16 protein-coding genes are annotated in these 16,255 nt (G+C 41.5%); 8 read left to right on the top strand and 8 right to left on the bottom strand.

Annotated features, from left to right (window positions below):
- Positions 1-2: 2 nt before the first annotated feature.
- The 4 genes from L3V43_RS14575 to L3V43_RS14560 all read left to right on the top strand — a co-directional run bounded on the left by L3V43_RS14575 (position 3) and on the right by L3V43_RS14560 (position 4,224).
- A complete protein-coding gene (locus L3V43_RS14575) occupies positions 3-1,475 on the top strand; it encodes an ATP-binding protein (RefSeq protein WP_237116825.1) in 1,473 nt (490 codons plus the stop codon).
- Positions 1,476-1,487: 12 nt separating this feature from the next.
- The gene (locus L3V43_RS14570) at positions 1,488-2,186 is read left to right on the top strand and encodes a response regulator (protein ID WP_039492087.1); all 699 of its coding nucleotides are present in this window, start codon (positions 1,488-1,490) and stop codon (positions 2,184-2,186) included.
- Between the two features lie 132 nt (positions 2,187-2,318).
- The gene (locus L3V43_RS14565) at positions 2,319-3,401 is read left to right on the top strand and encodes an MBL fold metallo-hydrolase (protein ID WP_237116824.1); all 1,083 of its coding nucleotides are present in this window, start codon (positions 2,319-2,321) and stop codon (positions 3,399-3,401) included.
- A gap of 100 nt (positions 3,402-3,501) precedes the next feature.
- Positions 3,502-4,224 carry a hypothetical protein gene (locus L3V43_RS14560; protein WP_102056310.1) on the top strand — a complete coding sequence of 241 codons (723 nt, stop codon included), beginning with the start codon at positions 3,502-3,504 and terminating at the stop codon, positions 4,222-4,224.
- A gap of 52 nt (positions 4,225-4,276) precedes the next feature.
- Here the strand turns inward: L3V43_RS14560 and L3V43_RS14555 are convergent, their stop codons facing one another.
- Positions 4,277-5,647 (bottom strand): hypothetical protein, encoded by a 1,371-nt coding sequence (locus L3V43_RS14555; RefSeq protein ID WP_235368638.1) that lies wholly within the window; start codon positions 5,645-5,647, stop codon positions 4,277-4,279.
- A gap of 134 nt (positions 5,648-5,781) precedes the next feature.
- On the opposite strand from L3V43_RS14555, the gene L3V43_RS14550 reads away from it, so the two are divergent.
- On the top strand, positions 5,782-7,167 hold the full coding sequence (locus tag L3V43_RS14550; RefSeq protein WP_102056308.1) for a hypothetical protein: 1,386 nt from the start codon (positions 5,782-5,784) through the stop codon (positions 7,165-7,167).
- 100 nt (positions 7,168-7,267) lie between these two features.
- Here the strand turns inward: L3V43_RS14550 and L3V43_RS14545 are convergent, their stop codons facing one another.
- Both L3V43_RS14545 and L3V43_RS14540 read right to left on the bottom strand, forming a co-directional pair.
- Positions 7,268-7,516: a hypothetical protein gene (locus tag L3V43_RS14545; protein ID WP_102056307.1), complete on the bottom strand. Its 249-nt coding sequence runs from the start codon at positions 7,514-7,516 to the stop codon at positions 7,268-7,270.
- Positions 7,517-7,738: 222 nt separating this feature from the next.
- Positions 7,739-10,420, bottom strand: a complete 2,682-nt coding sequence (locus tag L3V43_RS14540; RefSeq protein ID WP_237116823.1) for a DUF2339 domain-containing protein — start codon at positions 10,418-10,420, stop codon at positions 7,739-7,741.
- 242 nt (positions 10,421-10,662) lie between these two features.
- Between L3V43_RS14540 and L3V43_RS14535 the strand changes: the two genes are divergently transcribed.
- The gene (locus L3V43_RS14535) at positions 10,663-11,211 is read left to right on the top strand and encodes a carbohydrate binding domain-containing protein (RefSeq protein WP_237116822.1); all 549 of its coding nucleotides are present in this window, start codon (positions 10,663-10,665) and stop codon (positions 11,209-11,211) included.
- A gap of 196 nt (positions 11,212-11,407) precedes the next feature.
- Here the strand turns inward: L3V43_RS14535 and L3V43_RS14530 are convergent, their stop codons facing one another.
- The 3 genes from L3V43_RS14530 to L3V43_RS14520 form a co-directional block, all read right to left on the bottom strand.
- Positions 11,408-11,974, bottom strand: coding sequence for a hypothetical protein (locus tag L3V43_RS14530; protein WP_017217868.1), 567 nt, complete (start codon positions 11,972-11,974; stop codon positions 11,408-11,410).
- A 128-nt stretch (positions 11,975-12,102) separates the two neighbouring features.
- Positions 12,103-12,351: a hypothetical protein gene (locus tag L3V43_RS14525; protein ID WP_010370628.1), complete on the bottom strand. Its 249-nt coding sequence runs from the start codon at positions 12,349-12,351 to the stop codon at positions 12,103-12,105.
- Positions 12,352-12,583: 232 nt separating this feature from the next.
- Entirely contained in the window at positions 12,584-12,892 is a 309-nt protein-coding gene (locus L3V43_RS14520) for a hypothetical protein (protein WP_237116821.1), read from the bottom strand.
- Positions 12,893-13,046: 154 nt separating this feature from the next.
- Here L3V43_RS14520 and L3V43_RS14515 point away from each other — a divergent pair, with 154 nt between their 5' ends.
- Positions 13,047-14,183 (top strand): histidine kinase, encoded by a 1,137-nt coding sequence (locus L3V43_RS14515; protein ID WP_233525211.1) that lies wholly within the window; start codon positions 13,047-13,049, stop codon positions 14,181-14,183.
- On the top strand, positions 14,180-14,794 hold the full coding sequence (locus L3V43_RS14510; RefSeq protein ID WP_237116820.1) for a response regulator transcription factor: 615 nt from the start codon (positions 14,180-14,182) through the stop codon (positions 14,792-14,794). The genes L3V43_RS14515 and L3V43_RS14510 overlap by 4 nt, the downstream gene beginning before the upstream one ends.
- 160 nt (positions 14,795-14,954) lie before the next feature.
- Here the strand turns inward: L3V43_RS14510 and L3V43_RS14505 are convergent, their stop codons facing one another.
- Positions 14,955-15,137, bottom strand: coding sequence for a hypothetical protein (locus tag L3V43_RS14505; RefSeq protein ID WP_010607278.1), 183 nt, complete (start codon positions 15,135-15,137; stop codon positions 14,955-14,957).
- A 212-nt stretch (positions 15,138-15,349) separates the two neighbouring features.
- Positions 15,350-15,949 carry a hypothetical protein gene (locus L3V43_RS14500; RefSeq protein WP_237116819.1) on the bottom strand — a complete coding sequence of 200 codons (600 nt, stop codon included), beginning with the start codon at positions 15,947-15,949 and terminating at the stop codon, positions 15,350-15,352.
- Positions 15,950-16,255 lie beyond the last annotated feature (306 nt).

The following is a 16,255-nucleotide window of genomic DNA, read 5'->3' as shown; positions in this document are numbered from 1 at the left end:
CCATGAAAATGACCATTCGCGTCAAACTATTGCTGATAATTTTGATAGCCAACACCACATTGGTGCTGGCTATCTATATCGCCAATAAATTAGCGTTTGAAAAGAGCTTTACTGCCTATCTTGAAAATACCTCTCGAGCACAGCTCAAAGAGGTGGTAACGCAAGTTGCCGAGACTTACGCACGCCATGGTTCTTTGGACTGGGTGTATCGAGGCTCAGAAGATTGGGACAGCATAGTACGTAGCTTTTATGGTCTTTCTGAGGATGAGCGACCGCGAGACAGGCTACATTCTCGTCCACCACCAAGACATCGTGAAAGAGGCGAAGGAGGGCCAAGAAGACGTGATGGCCCCCCACCGCGTTTTGACAATAAAAAACGCCTGCTGATCAAAGACGCACAAGGCAATATTATTATGGGCACACCGAAAAGTAAGCAGACTTCGCTGTGGTTCCCAGTCTATCAAAGCGACCATTTGGCGCAGCCTAAACGCAAACAGATTATCGCCTACTTAGGTGTCGAGCAAAGTGGCTTGGTACGCAATGACTTCGACCAACTGTTTGCAGAGCAACAACGTAAACAGTTCATCATCATTGCGCTCGTCGCCCTGTTGGTTACTTTAGTGATTGCCGTGCCTTTTAGTAAATATATGGTCAACCCAATCGTGTTGTTGCGCCGCAATGCAAAAACACTGACACAAGGAAATTACGATGCTCGCGTCGATATCGCGAGTAAAGACGAACTCGGTTTGCTTGCCAGAGATATGAACCGTTTGGCAGACACATTAGCGCAGAACCAAATAGCTAGGCAGCAATGGATAGCGGATATTTCGCACGAGCTACGCACGCCGATTGCCGTGATCCGCGCAGAACTTGAGGGAATGATTGATGGCATTATCGCAAGCGATCCTGAACAACTGATGTCGCTTAACGAAGAGATCCAACGATTGACTCGGCTGGTGGACGATTTACATCAACTATCGCTGTCAGACCGCGGTGCACTTACTTACAACATGGATAAAGAAAACCTTTACGACCTGCTATCACGCACATTTGCGAAAAGTAGTCACCAAATTGAAAAGCACCATCTTGCTTATTCCTTGCAATGCGATGAGCATATTACCTTAGAATGTGACGAGCAGCGCCTTGGGCAGCTATTCGATAACTTGTTGCAAAACACCTTGCGTTACACAGACTCCTCAGCTGAACAACCGGGAAATCTCGATGTAAAAGTCATACAACGACAAGATAAAACGATAATTTACTGGCAGGACAGCGCACCTTCTGTACCACAAGAACAGCTAAACAAACTATTTGATAGGCTCTATCGAGTAGAGGAAGCGCGGAGTAGAAAAACGGGTGGCTCTGGCCTTGGTTTAGCCATTTGCCAAAGTATTGTTGCTGCCCACAACGGAAAAATCACTGCGGACTTGAGCGAACTGGGTGGTCTCGCTATTATTATTGAACTGAAAAGATAATGAGTTTCCCCCGTGCCAAACAAACATATTTTAATCGTCGAAGATGAACCAAAACTTGCCGATATTTTAAGTAAGTATTTGGCTCAAGCCGAGTATACCAGCCATTGTGTTCACGATGGCGCTTTGGCTGAAGAGGCTTTTAAACAACAGCAACCTGCCCTTATCTTACTCGACCTCATGCTGCCTAATCTTGACGGTATCGAAATTTGCAAGCGGATCAGAGCTTATTCAAACGTGCCAATTGTCATGATCACCGCCAAAGTAGAAGAAATCGACCGTCTCCTTGGTCTTGAAGTGGGTGCTGATGATTATGTGTGTAAACCCTATAGTCCAAAAGAAGTCGTCGCAAGAGTGAAGGCGATTTTAAGACGCGTGACGCTAAACGAGCGCGGCACAGTGTCAGAAACCGAGAGCAAACTTAAATTGGACGAAGAGAGCTTGTTTGTCTCCTTCCTCGACGCGAGAGCGACACTCACTTATGTCGAGTTTATGCTCTTAAAGGCGATGTACGGACACCCATGCAGAATTTATAGCCGCGACTTATTGATGGATCACATCTACGATGACAGCCACATTGTTAGCGACAGAACCATAGATAGCCATATTAAAAATATTCGTAAAAAGCTGCAAAGCATCGCGCCTAAATACGACTTTATCCACTCTATTTACGGAGCGGGATATAAGTTTGAGGCGCAGGAACGTAATTCCTAGTCTCTAACCCACAATGAGCGTTGGGTTATGCACTAATCCAACTCCCACCTAAGGCTTAATTCACCGCTACACCCCATTCCCTTTTATTGGTAAACTCCAAAAAATAACTAATAATTATAAAAAGGAATGGGCATGAAAAGGCTTACTTTGGCAGTCATAATCACATTAACAGGCTGCAGTAATAGTAATGTTGTAGAGCGAATAAAATCTGAGTCTTCCGTGGTAAAACATAGCTCTGTAGAAGGGTATGAAGATAGATATTCCAACATCTACAATAAGTTTAAAGATTATCCCGTGACCTGCGAAAAAAACTGCTATCCAGTCACCCAACAAATTCAATGTCAGTCCGAAATGCAAGATTGCACGTACGTTGGCAACAACCCCACTCTCTCGCTCAATACCGGCTTTGCTATCCAATGGCTCGGACATGCGAGTTTTAAAGTCAACACCAAAGATGGGCAACAGTTTTTGTTTGACCCCGTCACGGCTCAATTTGACTGGCCTGTAAACTGGGCATTTCGCCTCTCAGAAGGGTTTAATCGCAATCAACCTGCACAGCTCAGTCAAACAGAGTTACAACAAACCAATGCCGTAATGTACTCCCACATTCATTACGATCATTTTAACAAGCGCGATATCGAAGCGATTGGTACTGGGCCAAATTACCTCACCCCACTTGGATTTGCAGAGCACTTTCCTGAAGATGGATACAAGGTTTCTGAAATGGAGTGGTATTCAAGCAAACAACTTGGTGAAGTAACTGCACACTTTGTGCCTGCAAATCACTTTAGCAGCCGTATTTGGGTGCCGTTTTTATACGAAGATCATGGCGCTGCACTATGGGGTGGCTGGATATTAGAACACCAAGGCAAGACTCTATTTTTTGCTGGAGATACGGGATATTCACCACATTTCAAAGATATTCAAGAAAAATATGGTGATATTGATGTGTGCCTACTTCCAATTGCCTCATACTACAGCGAAGAACATCCTGATTGGTATCGTAAAGTACACACCACACCAGAAGATGCACTGACTGCCGCAAAAGAGCTCGGCTGTAAAGTCATGGTGCCTTGGGGCTATGGCAATGCTAGTTGGAAAATGGGAGATAAAACCTCACATTCAGCGCTTTTCCGCTTACTGCATATGCAACAAGTGCTAAAAGCCAAAACGCCACTGTATATTTTAAATGAAGGCGAAAAAGTCCATCTCTAATCCAAAAAGGCACCATAGTCAGATTACATAAAAATAACATTAAACTATAATTCTAAGTTGTCGATAAAAGATCGTTACCTATACGTAGATAAGGAAATATATGAAGATTATAAATCAACCAAGAGAAACGTTGGTAAACAGTCTATCAACTGTAAGCTCAGATACAGTTGCTCAGACTAAAGTCGAGAGATCCGGAGACGCACTGAAAAATGATACATTTTCTCAAACAGCTAAGCATGTGACCCCACCAGTTTATGAGCGACCAATAACGATAGGTGTATCAAAAGAGGTCGAGCAAACGATAAAAAGTGCAAGCGTTATGACTGGTGAAGCAATCGCCGAGCTTTATCTGGGTGGCAGCATGTTTAAATCGGCGGATAGCATGTCTAAAGAATATGACAAAACACTCTCGGATATTGCCACTGAACGACCTGAACTGACTGAAAATGAGTGGGGGTTTTCAGTCAACGAACAGGGCGAATTGAAGGTGACAGGTAATATCTCGGCTGAAGATATTACTTATTTAGAAGGAAAGCTCAATAGCAATAAGGCACTAGTCAACCTTGCAAATGAAGTAAAAGCCAACTTCTTACAATATACGCAGATGGAACGAGACGATAATGGCGGCACCAGTAAACTCTGGGGAAAGTATGATGTTACTAGCGAAAATTTCGCAGATATAATCGACTTCAAAGCACTGATGGATGGTCCTAGAGAAACACAACAAACGACTCTAGCACTAGGAAGACAATTGACTGGGCATGGATTTATTCAAAATATTGCTGAGCAGCTGGGACAAAATGCAACGGTTAGGTATTCTTAATCTTTAATCAAGAGGCTCTAATATCCGTTAAAGCCTCTAATATACCTTTGGTCTATGAAGGCGTACTGGAAACTAACCTTTGGTAACATATATGTGCGAAATGTACCCATGGAAAGTTATCACCGCCAACACCTATCAAATCCACTTTTTCATCATCATTTAAGTCAACATTGGTAGGTATCTCGATTCGCCATGCACCTCGTTCAAATTGCGACTCCCAAGTATTTTTATAGCCCATACTATAGTCGACATGCCTAACTCGCGCTTCGTTTTCATCGCAGAGATTCAGATCAACTAGCCCGGAAATTATACCATCCGAATTAGAGGTTTGCTGATAACCTACCATACTGTCAACTGGGTTGTACCAATCCTTTACAAACTTCAATGTAGCCGTAGCTCCCTGAACCGGTGCTCCTGTAGAATCTTGTAGCACTAATGACCAATTCAGTTTGTGATAAGCTTGAGTTGTGAGGTATGGGTTACTAAATGCGGAATAAGGGATGCGAATTACACCATTTTCCCCAGAAACAACGTGATTGCTAAATGAGGTGATGATAGAAGCAACTTGCAAACTGTAGGTGTTACTCGGGTTAGCCGAAATAGCTGTGTTAGCCCTAACCCTGATGTTGATTGGTTGATTTTCCTGCAGACCTGTAACTGGGATATATTTACCTTTATCTATTGGCATCCACCCATTATTGTAAATCTCGAAAATATATTCATTAATGTTTGTACTTTCAAGCTTCAAAGAAAGATCTTGTCCTCGAACAGCTGTAAACTGAAAATAATCTATGTCCGTAATACTATCCATGTTCCCGACAATATTATTTTGTCTATCAGGTAAAATCGTTGATGAAGCGACTGTATCATTGAATTCATTTGCATCAAGCTCAGTTGCAACTGCAGCACCGAAGTTAAATGGTGTACCATCTGATTCCACAACTTCGATATACCAGTAATAATGCCCAGGTTCCGTCAATATAACAACTGATTCATCCTGATTTCCGGGATTTTTCGAAGAACCCAGTAACGTATATGTATCGTCATTGTTATGGCGTAGAATAGAAAGATCTACATTAGTAGCACCAACTTGATCCACTAAAATAGCAGTGGTCTTACTTCGTTCCGTAATTTCAAAATGGTAGCAATTTATATTCCCAGCCTGAGAATTTGTTAACGTATATAGGTTTCCAGTATGTAATGTTGGACATGCTGGTGTTATTTGCGCCACACTCTCTTTAATCGCAAATGATACTTTCTGAAGCGGCTTAACGTTTGATGGATTTGTAAATAGAGTTCGCATTCTTTCATCTACATTAAACTGTCCAATCTCTCCCATTGATGGGAGTTCATGCGCAGCAGCGACACAATTAAAACCCACACCAAAAGCCAAGAGACCAACTAGATGATATGATAATTTCATTTAACTTTCCTTTTAAATATAAGATTACATAAAATAAACAAAAAAAACAGGTAATTACAATTTAATTACACTCATTTTATCTAATATTTTATGGTAATATTTAAGCGCACAATATCAGGAGGCACCATACCCGAGTGAGCAGAGCCAAACTAAGTCAAGACGAAAGCTTATCTTTTAAAATCAACTATCAACTCCTTCCCAAAGAGACAAACCAACTCGACCTGTATTTTTCAATCCCAACCGATATGGGGATTAATACCAACACATTGAACGAAGTAGACTACTTTAATGCCAATATAAAAAGTCACAGTGCATATTACTCGGAGCAGCTTCATCTCCCCTTGGTACGTAGCCGCTTTATCAGCCAAAGCAAAGGTCAAAAAACCGATTACCGCGTTAATCTAAACCTATTTTGCTACCAGATCCGCATTGCGCTAGATGCCGATGTAAAACAGACATTGAAGCTAAAAGAGGCTGATGAGTTTTATCCAGCCGCACAATTATTAGTGGAAGAAACCGAACGCCTATTGAAAAAACTCAGGCGTTACACCCCGCCAGATAATAAGCTTAAGCCTTACTATCAAAACGCAGATAACTACCTCAGTTGGCATACTGAGCAAGCGTTTTTAAAACTCATCGCTAGCGGGCCTAAGTCAAGCGACTTTAGTCATGAGCGAAGCTGTATTGTTAGTTTCTGTCAACGAGAGAGCCAATACCGCGAGGAGCAGAGCTACAACTCGCAAGTCACGTTGGATGACCCAAACCGCATTACCAATAAAATGAAGTTGCTTGAAAGACTCATTGAATATGGTGTTGTTTTTAACAAACAAACCATCGACTTAAGTACCAACCTAAAGCGTTTAGTTCGCGGAGTGGTTACTGGTATTATCATGGCCTTTGTGATGTTTATTGTGCTCAACGCCCGCTCTAACTTTCAAGAAGTCACCGTCGCCCTTATTGCTTTGCTTGGCGTAATTTATGGCCTTAGAGAAACGTTCAAAGAAGACTTAACCCAGTGGGCATGGCGTCATATTCAACGCGGCCGGCCAAAGTGGCGCAACAAGTTTAAAAACTCAGTAACGGACGCCATCGTTTGTACACAAACGATATGGCTGGAACATATTCGCAAAAAAGACCTACCAGAAGACGTTGATAAGCTGCTAAAAAAACGTCGACAGCAAAATAAACAAGCTGCGCATCTACTGCATTTTTGCTGTAAAAACCAAGTACATATTGATGAGTTTTTACCCGGTTACGAAGAAGTACAGCAACGTATCACCTTTAACATGAGTTCGTTTGTACGCTATCTAAAAAAAGGCGCAGGAAAGCTTTATAGCCTTGAAGGGAAAAAGGTCTCGAAAAAGTCAGTTGAACGTCGCTATCAAATCAACTTGGTAATGCGGTTTAAATCTTCTCAAGGAATACAGTTAGAAAGGTATAAACTCACCATGAACCGCTCCGAAATCGTCGCCATAGAGCTTATGGCAAGCGATTCCGTCTATATTGAAAACGACGCTTAAGCACTGACGCAGCTTCGTATAACCACCGACAAAACGGATTGGAAGCAGGTTTATCCTGCACTCCAATCTTAAATCCAGCCATGCGGCTACTCAAAGGATATTAATGTGCTTTCTTTGGTCCGTAACGAACCATGTCTCTGCCGTTTTCATACACGTCTTGAGATACCCAACGACCCAACAACAATTGGTGTTTATCATCCAAAATCGCAATAAATGGTCTGCCATCGCTGTTGTTCGTTGCCAGTGCCACACCGGCCACGTTTTGCAACCCTAAGCCATCGTTATCAATTAGCAACAAAAAAGCTTCCAGCTCGTCCAAAGTTTCAATGATATCTTTATCGTTGATCATCTCTTTACTCTCACTTACTCAGTATGCCGCGTAGAATACCAGTTCTGCTGAAATGATTGAACCCAACACCAAATGCCGTTTAACCAGAGTGACCCATACAGAAATCCAAAACAAAGCAAGAATAAGCGAGCAATAAATAGTCGGGTTAAACGTAGGGTCAACAGCAATGCGCGGCGCGCACATCACTGTTGACGGTGGTTACTGCTTGTAAAAATGTAAGGATCAGTCCACCGTTGGTTTTACCTCTCTGGGCTGATCCTGCATTTTTTGAAACAGCCAACCAATTCCCACCAAACATAAGCCTAAACCGATAAAAGACAAGGCGCGCAGCAAGCCTTCGAGGTTTGCCATATCGACCACAAAAGCTTTTAAAATAACAATGGCTAGCCCTGCAAAACCGGCATTAATCAGCACTTTATGCTCTATCCGCTTGGCAACAAAAATTAATACGGTTGAAATCAATAGCCAAACAATCGAATAGGTATATAACTCGGATTGCTCCATCGGCATCGACAGCACAAGGAAACCCTCATGAAATAACGCCCGAATTTCACCATTGATAAACAAGACCCCTAGCAAGGCTATCAGCCCGTATACCAAACGCTTAAATTGCGGTGGTATTAACTTAAACTGGAGCATGAAAGCGAATACGCATGCTGGTACCAACCACTGCAAAAGTAACCAATTAAACACGCCGTCTCCAATATATTGCCTGTCAAAAAACGGATTATTGGCAAACGAAATATCGGCGTGGAGCAACGCGCTTCCAAGTAATAGCAAGCTAGCTGCAAGCGGATAAAGTCTGTTGCCCTTGTCGCTGAGCTGCCCTCGCCACAGATATACAGCGCCAAGCACCAGCCAATTCAAAGCAAGCAACACGGATTCTTGGAAACCGAGATTAGTAAAATCAGGGTAGTCACCAATCACGAGATAACTTGTTTCGGTCGTAACCAGAAGCGCCACAATATGCATTGCGACGCCCATAAACCAAGTGTTCAGGGCCTTTGAAGGGTTGTGTTTGGTAGCAAACCAAATGATGCCCAGCACCAGCGGATAGACCACAAGTGTCCAATGTATAGTTAAAATCGTTTCGTGCTTGTAATCTGCAAGCCAAGGCGCAAAAGTAAGACGGGTAACAACGGCAATAAGTGCAGCCTTATACAACCAATCAGGTATACGCACTTTGTACTTCCAGCTCAAATAACTCATAGACGCCACTTGTGCCGCAATCGCTAAAGTCAACGAGCTTGCCGAGAGTAACATCGTAAAACACAAACTCAGCATGGCATTCGCCAAAATAAGGTAAGTGACCTGCTGAATATTAGTATCCGTTTTCATCGCACAATACGAAGCGAAGAGCCCGATGGCCAACATCTCAACCGCCCATACAGGATATAAAATTGCTTCTGCGACTCTAGGAGAAATAGCGTAGCTTACACCGTAAAGCGCAAGTGGTGCCACGTTCAACAGCATCAAATAAGCGAGTCTTGATGGATATCGCTTAATCATCATCATGCTAAATAACATCGTGATGACCACTGCTACTTGGATAAACAAATACTTACCGGTGAAAGGAAAAAGTACGTCGTCGTAAGTGCCCACTTTGGGCATCAAGTAGAATGAGAGAAGTACAAACAATAGTAAATAAAATGGCCAACTATCCAATGCACTATGTCTATAAGCCGCACACAAAACCACGCTAGCAAATAAGACATTAGCCCAAATAAGCGTATCGATTTGGGTTTTTATTATTAGCGCACATGCGATAAGTAACAGTGGGAGTAAAATTCCCAACTGCTCTTTCCTTGGCATTAATAAATCTTTGACAGGCAACGGACTTATCATTGAATTCGTCAGTCGCCAACCCAGTACGTCTACCAACACATATAAGTACATAGAGATAAGCGCAAAAATCAGCAGCACCCAAAAGTCGCCGCTTCCACCAACCGCAACCGCGGTGCAAAACCATAAGAAATGCCCAACAAAGCTTTGCCACCACAGCCATTTGCGCTTCACATAATCCGCAACCCAAATCGCAGAGAGTGAAACAAAGCTGATATACAGCAGTAACGCACCGATATTATTAGAACCGGTCGATACCAAAGCAGGCACGACATACGCACCAACGATGCCGATACCTGCGAGCACAGGGCCAAATCTCAGTGCCAAAGAGGTCGCAGCCAATGAAATAATGGCGAGTAAAACAAAGGCCATATTAGCCGGTATAAAATGATAGAAATCAAAAGCAACCAATGTCATGGCAAAGCAAGTGATCACGCCACCACTGGCAAGTGCTGCAGAAATGTATGGCGTATTAATTTTTAGCTTTTCTTTGTAGCGATTTACAACTTCAGCGGCAGTAACCAAGCTAACTCCAAAAAGGGCCCCCAGTATCACTCGCACACTAGGGGGAAGAAGTCCGGCTTCAATAGAGTACTTCGCTAGAAAAACGCCGCCCAAGGCTAGCACTACGGCACCTATCCAAAAAAGTCCATTCCCTTTTAATAAAGAATCTAAAGTAAAGTCAAATTCAAAGGCTGGTTTACTCTTACTAGGCTTGGCTCTTGCGATAGTCACCATACTGTCGCTTTCAGGCTGCTGAGGTTGTGTAGGATTGGCTGTTGCCGTGGAGCCACCCAATGCTGTTCGTGCAGTTAATGATGTGCTATCAGCTGTTTCGTCATTCCTTTGTCCACGCACAGAAAGCTTCTTCTCTGAACGTGCTTGATCTGAGAATTCACGACCTTCAAGTGTCGAGATCCGGCGACTTTGCTGCTCTATCGTATTTTGTAACTGATGTACTTTTTTGACAAGTTGCTTAAGCCTTTGTCTATCTTGTAGAGCAAAAACAGCGCCAATAAATACAAAAAGATAAAAAATAAAAGAGATAAACTCCGTTTCCATACGATTCCTTATTTGTTTGCTAGACCCTAGCTAACCTGTATTAGAAACAGTATGAGATCAACCACACCAATAAATCAATCTCTCATGATAGGTGCCATAACTTTAGCAAGCCACATTAAAGTATGATGACTTGAAATTTTCTAACATTGGCCAAAAATGCACATGCGCCCCGTTGTCATATTACCCCCTTGTAAATAAACTAAAAAATTATATTTTAGGGACGTTGTTCTAAGGATCTTTCTATGCGTTTTTTATCACTTTTATTCGTTATAGCGGTTTCTGGCTGTAGCTATACTCAGCCGAACTTAAAGTCAAAACAATGGCGTTATGCGACCGATCCGCATGGCAGCCAAGCAATTCTGAATGGCCCACTTGTTCATGAAGATCAAGTTGCTATTCAGTTTAAACGCGTGCCGCGAGTCGATAAACAAAACAACTCTTGGGTAGAGCTTATTTACGACTTGCCCACTAAACAGCTCCCCTCTCAATTCAACATTGCACTGACGTATAAAAGTGATAACGCTTTGATAGTTAAGTTATCGCAGCAGGAGTATGGCGGCTCAGGTGATAAAAGCTATGCTCACTACCAATCTAAATTACCAGCATCAGATACTTGGCAAACAATCAACGTAGCTCTGAATGATTTTGCCAGACCCAACTGGACACCTGCTTGGTCAAAAGACAAAGGGGTCATACTCAAGCATGTTTCCGCACTTTACTTTGTACCAGACTTGACAGACACAGAAGGTGGCGAAGCAAGCCTTGCAATAAAGAGTCTTCGAATTGAGTAATTTAGCCAATTAAATTGATGTGCATCTACATGTGGGGTATTCCACTTTACTAAACAATCGCTGCCAATTTAAGGTTAAAGCGAATAACGTAAACGCAATGATTTGAATATGATTTTTCAATAACGCAGAGTGTAGCCAGCTCATATAATTGTTAAATTATTAGCGCTGGCTAATCAGGGAGTAATTAAGCGTTAGATTACGCACCTAACGCAGTTAGCTTTTCTTTTAATTCTTCTTTATTGATTAGACCCATTTCGTGCTGCTTTTTGGTTTTACGAATTTCATCGAAATTGTCCAGTTTCAAACGTGCTTTAGCCAGCTTAGTATCAAACTCGTCTTGTGAGATAACATCAAGCTTTAGCGCTTTTTCTAGTTTCTCTTTTTCACCATCAAATTCTTTTTGGAAAACCGCTTTTTCCTGGATAACTATCTGATCTTTTAGTTGCTTCTCGATAGCGATAACTTCCGCTTCCAGATCGTCTTTACGCTTAATTAACGGATCGATACGCTCGATAGTGTCTTGCAATACAGCTTCAAGATTTGCACCATCGTTTTTGATTAGGTTTTCAATATATTTGCGGCCAATATCTTGGTATGCAATATTAAGTTGACCATCGATTGACGCGATATCTGATTTCAAACCTGCAAGCTTTGCATTGTCTTTCGTTGAAGACACAATATCACCGCTTAGTTTACTGGTAGATTCACCAATACTACTGCCAATAGATTGCGCTTGAGTTTTGAATTTATTTAATAGACTCATGGTTATTTTTCCTTAAATAGATTGAGATTTTCAATTTATGTAATATCTAATACGGCAGACAAACCGAAAAAATATATTTCAGATTAATTACGTAATAATTATCAAGCCCAGAGTATCTTGATTTAACTTTAAGACACTCGTTTCTTGCGCTTCGACATGATGCGTTTAGTGCCACTCCACGCCATCCAACAGCCGAATAACACAGCTCCCACGACCAAAGAGTAAATAGCAAAAGAGGCGACTTTAATAATAAAAATGACGAGCAAGGTGATAAATAGCACAACAAACAGCAAAAGTTTTGGTGATTTAGCTAGTTGCTTGGCAATAAAAGAAGGTAAAAACGCACTTAATATGCGCTCCAATCTTTGAGCATTCATAACACTATAATCCTTGTGTTTAAGTGAGATTATTTTGAGACGGGCAATAGGTTATCAGCTTTATTTCTACCTGCCAAATTAATTATAGGTTAATTATCAAACTGAACAATCCCTTTCTTCAAACTAGTTACCAAATGAAACCAACCAGGAAAATAAAAATTAAAATTAAAAATTTACAACAACTTAAAGAAAGCCATCTATAAATTATGGGGTTTAAATCCTTTTCATTTAATCAACAGTCAATAGAATTGAACCACCTTACCCATGATTCAGGTTCTGATAAAATAAATTTGAACGTTTGATTACTCTTTAATGTAATTTGGATCGCTTGAGTTGTAAGAGGAAGCAGTCCTGCGCCTTTGCCAAGGCACTGTTCAACCTTAATCACATCAACGATATCAATTTGATATGGACCTAGCCCTAGCAAGGTATTGAAAGGAGTAAAATGCAGTGTATCTGCCGTCGCCCATAATCTTCCATCAGCACGAGCGACGCCACATTGAACAGTAGCCATTGAAGAAATCGATGCCATATCCGTCATAAATAAGCCTCATATGAATTACCGATATCCATCACTATCTTAGTAAAGTGATGTCACGTCACCAGTGATAAATCTCATATTTTGACTATGACAATTATCACTGTTCTCACCATAGCGATTCTGTAATAATCAAAAATAAAAACTTTGCGCAGAAATGATGGACTCTCCTATCCGCCATACAACAGACTGGCGTTTTTCAACACTTGCTTCTTGGTTAGGTGTCACACTTGCATGTATGTATTACCGTAACTCTCAGCTCGCATTGGTCGGCCAGCTAATCATTAGCGGTGCCATTTTGACATTGCTGTTTTTTATCATTCACAACCCAAATAAGCGAGTCCATGCGGCAGCCTGTACCTACCTAGTATTGATAGCGCTACTTATGCAGGTATCAACAACTTCATTAGTTTTTATTCATTTGGTCATGTTTTCTGCAATTTTTAGTCCGCACTTTTCATTCCCTAAAGTTCTGTCTGCCGTGTTACTTGCTATGCTGGTATACGGATTTACACACTATACAAGGTGGGAGGGTAGCGTACCTTGGATCACCTTTGCTGTTTGGCTATTTTTTTGTGCAATGAACTGGTTTGTCAGCAGACGCATAGTTGAGAGCCTCAATATGCACTACCAATCTCGGCAAAATTACAAAGAGCTTAAAGCCGCGCAACACATGATGGGAGCCATGTCAGCAGCGCAAGAAAGACTCAATATTTCCCGAGAATTGCATGATTCACTAGGCCATAAACTCACAGCACTGAGTATTAATCTTGATTTCGCAAAAAGAACGGCAAGCGAAGATATGGAGCCAACCCTAGCGAGTTGCCATCAACTAAGCCAAACTTTGCTTGAGGAAGTAAGAAGTATCGTATCCACTCAGCGCCACAATAAAACACTCTTGAAACAAGCACTAGAAGCAATTTTCACGGCCACACCCAATTTGCGCTACACCTTAAAGCTAGACCGTGGATCAGAACAAATCTCGCAAGCGCATTCACTCTGCGTGATCCGTTTTTGTCAAGAAATGGTAAGCAATACGCTCAAACATACCAAAGCAAATCATATCAATTTTGAGGTCGTAATTGACACAGCAAACCATAATCTAAAAGCTAGCGCCTTTCACAACCAAAGCGAGTCTAGCTTGCCAAAACAAGGCAATGGCTTATCTGGGCTACATGAGCGACTAGCACTACTTAACGGCTCATTCACACAAAAAATTGAAAATCAAAAGCTCATCAGCTCAATAACCATACCTGTACCCGAACTTAACCTTTTATCCGAGAATATTACATGATCAATTGCCTACTCGTGGAAGACCAAACCTTGGTGAGGTTAGGCCTAGCCAACTTGCTTAACCTTGACGAAAACATTTGTATAAAAGGGCAAGCTGAAGACGGTATACAGGCACTTGAGTTACTCGCTTCACAACAATTTGACATCATCTTACTGGATATGCGCATGCCTAATTTAGATGGACTAGGTGTACTTAATGCATTGCGCACTAACGCAATACCCACTCCAGTTTTGATTATCACTACCTTTGAAGATTGCGATGTATTGGTAAAGGCCATTAATCTTGGTGCACGGGGCTATGTACTTAAAAATATTGAACTAGAGGCATTAATCGACGCCATCCAACAAGTGATTGCAGGGAAAAAAGTGCTACAAAGCGCTTTGACGGCTTACCTTCTAGATCAGCAATTAGCACCACAAGAAAAATTGACTGAAAAAGAACAAGCAGTGTTGCGCTGTTTATCTCTCGGCATGTCAAACAAAATCATCGCCAACACCTTACACAATTCCGAAGGCACCATTCGCAACCATGTCTCTCAAATACTCGCAAAACTTGAAGTTAAAGACAGAACCCAAGCGGTCATAAAGGCGATTAACCAGAGTTTGATTTAAATGAAGCTTAACCGTGACGATAGCTGGTTATTGAAAGTGAGCTCAATCCGGTTAGCGCCAAAGCTGACGGCTAGGATGGCATTAACTATCCGAAGCTAAGGTTATTTATACAAAAAAGCATAAAACGTGATACGAACTAGGTCCGCATCACGAATCAATATTACATTTCCGTACAGGCAACTTTATCCGTAGGATAGCAAGTGCCGGTAACTAAACATTTTGGACCCATGCTGCACCACTCAGTTTGCTTCACGCCACCTGCAACTTGAGGAGTCGCTTGCGCATTGAGTTCGGTATTATTAGATAGAGATTTAAGTGGTTTTTTTTGTAATTTCAATTTCATTCTTTATTTTCCTTATTGATAATTTGTACCCTTTTTAAAAGAGTACCCCAAAGTATCACCTTTAGAGATAAAGAACAATAATTCAGCAAATACTAAAATTGTAAATAATTCTTTCGCTCAGTTTTAACTAAGGGCTTAGCATGCAATCTTTACATATCGGATAATTTGTTGCGTGCAATGGACTGAGCTCAACCCAGTCCAATGCCTTTAAACTAGTATAGTGCTCGGTCTCTTTGCCCATACCCATAATATGGAAAAATATCCCAGCAAAATAAACCATCTTCTCCCACCGCACAGGTTGAGTCTTCCATTAATTTCGTCACATTTTGAATCGAAGGAAGCGTTATCCCCTTTCCTTCATTACTCCCTAAGGGCCAGCAAGATAGACCGTTATCATCTACTGCACAAGCTTGGTAAGTGTATACTTTGAGTTGCGTCGGATTAACGAGTGGTTTGCTATATACATCATTAGCGCGATTCCAGCACACCGCTCTATCAAGTTCTAAAACACATGTTTCTATAGCACCAACTGAGACACTTTTTGTAGTTAATAAGTCACCAGGAACAAACAGTTCTTCATGAGTTCCCTCCTTGATACATTGCACAAAGCGAGAATTAATCTGCTGATAACCTCTAACCATGCAAATACGGTCCTCACTTAAATCCAGAGATAATATGTTATCAAAATACATACTAGGATAACTCCAATCAGCTCCAGAGTTGTCGCTGTCACACAAAAAGCCGCCTGTGTATAAAGCGCATACGCTAATACCTTCCCAACTAAGGTTGGGATTTTCTTGCTGCGCTTCCATTACTAATAGAATCTAAATTTGTTGGACGCGCTTGCAGTCGAATTTTAGGGTCTTCTTGGCTCCATTCTTTTACCAACTCGAAACACTCCAACTTACCATTTTCAACGATACATAAGTTGTCATCTCTCAAAGAAATGTCATCAGGATAGTATTGTTTATCAAACAAAACCTGACCGTAAGAATTACTTGAACACTCTAAGCCACTTTCATCAGCATCATAATATAAACACCCATTGAGCCGTAGAACAGGTTTGAGTTGAATGGATGAATAAGATATCCATGTTCGTAATGAGCTAATTTGCTCAT

The organism is Pseudoalteromonas sp. L23, from assembly GCF_021728455.1.
Classification (GTDB): Bacteria; Pseudomonadota; Gammaproteobacteria; order Enterobacterales; family Alteromonadaceae; genus Pseudoalteromonas.
The sequence above is the reverse complement of the archived record's forward strand: the minus strand, read 5'-3'. Positions and strand labels throughout refer to the sequence as shown.

Coding starts and splice junctions, on each gene's coding strand:
- L3V43_RS14575 (WP_237116825.1), top strand. CDS start 3: ATGAAAATGACCATTCGCGTCAAACTATTGCTGATAATTTTGATAGCC.
- L3V43_RS14565 (WP_237116824.1), top strand. CDS start 2,319: ATGAAAAGGCTTACTTTGGCAGTCATAATCACATTAACAGGCTGCAGT.
- L3V43_RS14560 (WP_102056310.1), top strand. CDS start 3,502: ATGAAGATTATAAATCAACCAAGAGAAACGTTGGTAAACAGTCTATCA.
- L3V43_RS14555 (WP_235368638.1), bottom strand. CDS start 5,647: ATGAAATTATCATATCATCTAGTTGGTCTCTTGGCTTTTGGTGTGGGT.
- L3V43_RS14545 (WP_102056307.1), bottom strand. CDS start 7,516: ATGATCAACGATAAAGATATCATTGAAACTTTGGACGAGCTGGAAGCT.
- L3V43_RS14540 (WP_237116823.1), bottom strand. CDS start 10,420: ATGGAAACGGAGTTTATCTCTTTTATTTTTTATCTTTTTGTATTTATT.
- L3V43_RS14535 (WP_237116822.1), top strand. CDS start 10,663: ATGCGTTTTTTATCACTTTTATTCGTTATAGCGGTTTCTGGCTGTAGC.
- L3V43_RS14530 (WP_017217868.1), bottom strand. CDS start 11,974: ATGAGTCTATTAAATAAATTCAAAACTCAAGCGCAATCTATTGGCAGT.
- L3V43_RS14525 (WP_010370628.1), bottom strand. CDS start 12,351: ATGAATGCTCAAAGATTGGAGCGCATATTAAGTGCGTTTTTACCTTCT.
- L3V43_RS14520 (WP_237116821.1), bottom strand. CDS start 12,892: ATGACGGATATGGCATCGATTTCTTCAATGGCTACTGTTCAATGTGGC.
- L3V43_RS14515 (WP_233525211.1), top strand. CDS start 13,047: ATGATGGACTCTCCTATCCGCCATACAACAGACTGGCGTTTTTCAACA.
- L3V43_RS14510 (WP_237116820.1), top strand. CDS start 14,180: ATGATCAATTGCCTACTCGTGGAAGACCAAACCTTGGTGAGGTTAGGC.
- L3V43_RS14505 (WP_010607278.1), bottom strand. CDS start 15,137: ATGAAATTGAAATTACAAAAAAAACCACTTAAATCTCTATCTAATAAT.
- L3V43_RS14500 (WP_237116819.1), bottom strand. CDS start 15,949: ATGGAAGCGCAGCAAGAAAATCCCAACCTTAGTTGGGAAGGTATTAGC.